Here is a 2,807-nt window from a genome sequence, read left to right on the forward strand (position 1 = left end):
CCGACCTTGGCGGTGGCGGCGACTGCAGCGCGCACTTCTTCCAGCGGCAGGCTTGTCTTGTCCAGTTGATCGAGCGAGGAGGCATCGGCATCGACCGGCAGCAGCCGGTTGTCGCCGGAGATTTCAACGCCATGGCCGGAGAAATAGACCAGGGCGACATCGGCACCCTTGGCATCCTCGCGAAAGTCGTCGAGCGCGCGCCGCATGCGCCGCAGATCACGGTTGGTTTCGAGCACCACCTCGAAGCCGAGCTTCTTCAGCGCCGCTTCCATCGCCTCGCCGTCATGGACGGGGTTGGCCAACGGGCGGACCAGCCGGTAGTCGTCCTCCGCCATGACCAGTGCCACACGCCGTTCCGCCGCCGCGGTAGCGGTGGTCGCAATCATCAGCAGCAAGGCAAACAGCAAGCGCAAGTCGAACCGCCCCCGGCTCAGTCCTTTGCCAACCATTCCATCTCTTTATGGCGCGAGCAAGCCGGGCCGAAAACCGGCTCTTTCATTTGGCCGGGGCGTCGAGCTGCTTGAGCCGCTTGCGCAGTTCATCCGGAATCCAGGCGTCCGCGGGCGAGAGGATTCCGGCCTGCTGCATGTCGGAGGCGATTTTGAGGGCCGCCGTCAAATTCGAACGGACATCGAGACCCATCTCGGCCATTTTGAAATGGCCGATGACCATATCGCGCAGCCACATCGAATTGTCCGGATCGATCGCAGAGAAGCGCTCGGAGATATCGAGCGACTGCTGGTAGAATTGGGTGGCGAGATCCTTGTTGCCCGATCTTGCCAGGAGATCGCCGATCTTGCCGCAATTGATCGCCAGATCGCGTTGCCAGAGGCTGTTGCCGGCGTCGTTTCCAGTCAGGGCGAGAGATGCGTCGAGTGCAGATTTGTAGGCGGTCAGCGCCGTTCCCGGCTCGCCATTCGCCAGATGTGCGTCGCCCAGCTTGCTGTAGTTAATTTCGAGATCACGCAGCCATCGTGTGTTGCTCCGGTCGGTCTTGACCAGCGATTCCCAGATGTGATTGGCCTCGTTGAACGCGGCCAGAGCCTCTGCATTTGCCTGCAGCATCAGCTGCGCGTCGCCGATGCTGTCATGAAGGATCGCGATATCCCGCTGGCCTTCGAGATTTTCCGGATCGGCGCTGGCAAGGGCCGAACTCAGGCTCAGGCCGGCCTGATAGGAAACGATGGCGTTCTTGTACTCGCCCAAGATCTGCAAGCTGTCGCCGATCTTGGTGTAGGAGACACAGAGATCGCGCTGCCAGGAGAGATTGGCGGGGTCCATCTCCGTCAGCTTGCGCCATATGGCAAAGCCCGAACTGAAGGCGTCGAGCGCCCGGTTGTAGTCGCCCTCCATGATCAGCACGTCGCCGATCGAGTCGTGGGCCACGCCCAGCCGGCGCTGCCAGTTGATGTTGTCGGGGTCAAGTCCGACCACCCGTTTGGAAATCTCCAGCGCCTTCTGGTAATAGGGCATCGCGTCCTTGAGATTGCCTGCGAGCGCATGACGTAGCCGATCCGGTCGTAGGCAAAGGAAAGATCGCTCTGCCATTCGAGTTCGGTCGGGGCCGCGGCAGCCACCTTCTCGGCGATATCCGCCGATGCCTGGTAATCGGCCAGGCCGTCGGCGAGCTTACCTTGGGCGACGGCGGTATCGCCCATCTTGTCCAGACTGAGCGAAACATCCCGCTGCCAGAAAACGTTGTTCGGATCGGTGCCAGAGCGCCTTGTCGATCCTTCATTCCATTCCTTGTAGATCCTGGCGGCGTCATCCAGCCTGCCCAGCGTCGTGTAGACATCGCCGAGCCGGGCAAGCGTGAGAAGCTGCTGCAGTCGGTCGTCCGCCGGAATGTCCTCGCCATTGACCTCGCGATAAAGCGCTGTCGCCTTCTCATAGCCATCGGCGGCCAATTGATATCTGAGCAAAGCGCTTGCCGCGCCGCCCTCCAGCGAATGGGTTGCCGCTTCCGAAAGCGTGCGTTCAACATAATTGGCCTTGAGCCGCTGGCGCGAATTCCTGTCAATGCCGGCGGCCTCGGCGAGCTTGGCGCGAGCGGCATCGAAAGCGCCGAGCGAAAGCTGCCGTTCCGCTTCCTGCCGCAACTGCGTCACCTCCGGATCGCCAGAGGCCAGCGTGGTCATTTCCCGTTGCACCTTGACGAAGGCATCCGCGGCTTCCCTGAGCTTGGCCGAGCGCTGCTCGGGACCGAGCGCAGCAAGATTTTTCGACAGCAGCGCGCCATAGAGCGGCGCCAGCGGCATGTCGGCATCGCTGGCGATCTGCTCGACCTCGCCGCGCATTTCCGGCGTCACGTCGGCCATGGCCAGCAGCAGCCGTTCGCGCTCCGGCAATTGTTCCTTGGCGGCAGCGGCGAAGAACAGTTTCGGCAGGCCGCTTTCGACATAGGGTAGCTGCTTGCCGCGCGAGAGGTCATAGACCTCCTGCTGCACCAAGGTCAGCACTGAGCGGATTTCGAGCCCGTCCGTGCCGAGATATTTGGTCAGCGCCGTTGTGAACGGCGAGTTCTGGCCGGTGCCGTCGGCCGCCGTTTCGCCGGGTGCGGCCGAAAAGGCAAACAGGATGTTTTCCGCCCGGCCGACGCGGCCGAGGCCCGGCTTGACCTTGTCGGCGACATCCTTTGCCAGTGACGTCGCGCCGCGCACCCGAGAACGGATCGCTGCGGCAGGCGTCGAGCACGATCAGCCCGACCTTGGCGGTGGCGGCGACTGCAGCGCGCACTTCTTCCAGCGGCAGGCTTGTCTTGTCCAGTTGATCGAGCGAGGAGGCATCGGCATCGACCGGCAGCAGCC

4 protein-coding genes are annotated in these 2,807 nt (G+C 62.8%); 1 reads left to right on the top strand and 3 read right to left on the bottom strand.

What is annotated here, in order from left to right; translation table 11 throughout:
- From AC04SF_RS37200 to AC04SF_RS37210, 3 genes are all read right to left on the bottom strand, one after another.
- A partial coding sequence (locus AC04SF_RS37200; RefSeq protein WP_488481848.1) for a caspase family protein occupies positions 1–449 on the bottom strand: 449 nt, incomplete at its 3' end.
- Between the two features lie 46 nt (positions 450–495).
- A complete protein-coding gene (locus AC04SF_RS37205; protein ID WP_488481849.1) occupies positions 496–1,473 on the bottom strand; it encodes a tetratricopeptide repeat protein in 978 nt (325 codons plus the stop codon).
- Positions 1,356–2,660 carry a caspase family protein gene (locus AC04SF_RS37210; RefSeq protein ID WP_488481850.1) on the bottom strand — a complete coding sequence of 435 codons (1,305 nt, stop codon included), beginning with the start codon at positions 2,658–2,660 and terminating at the stop codon, positions 1,356–1,358. The genes AC04SF_RS37205 and AC04SF_RS37210 overlap by 118 nt, the downstream gene beginning before the upstream one ends.
- On the opposite strand from AC04SF_RS37210, the gene AC04SF_RS37215 reads away from it, so the two are divergent.
- The coding region (locus AC04SF_RS37215) for a hypothetical protein (RefSeq protein WP_488481851.1) at positions 2,614–2,807 on the top strand (194 nt) is incomplete at its 3' end. The genes AC04SF_RS37210 and AC04SF_RS37215 overlap by 47 nt on opposite strands.

The organism is Mesorhizobium sp. CNPSo 4671, from assembly GCF_057784245.1.

Excerpts from the sequence above, each read along its gene's own strand:
- AC04SF_RS37205 (WP_488481849.1), bottom strand. The coding sequence starts at position 1,473 with ATGCCCTATTACCAGAAGGCGCTGGAGATTTCCAAACGGGTGGTCGGA.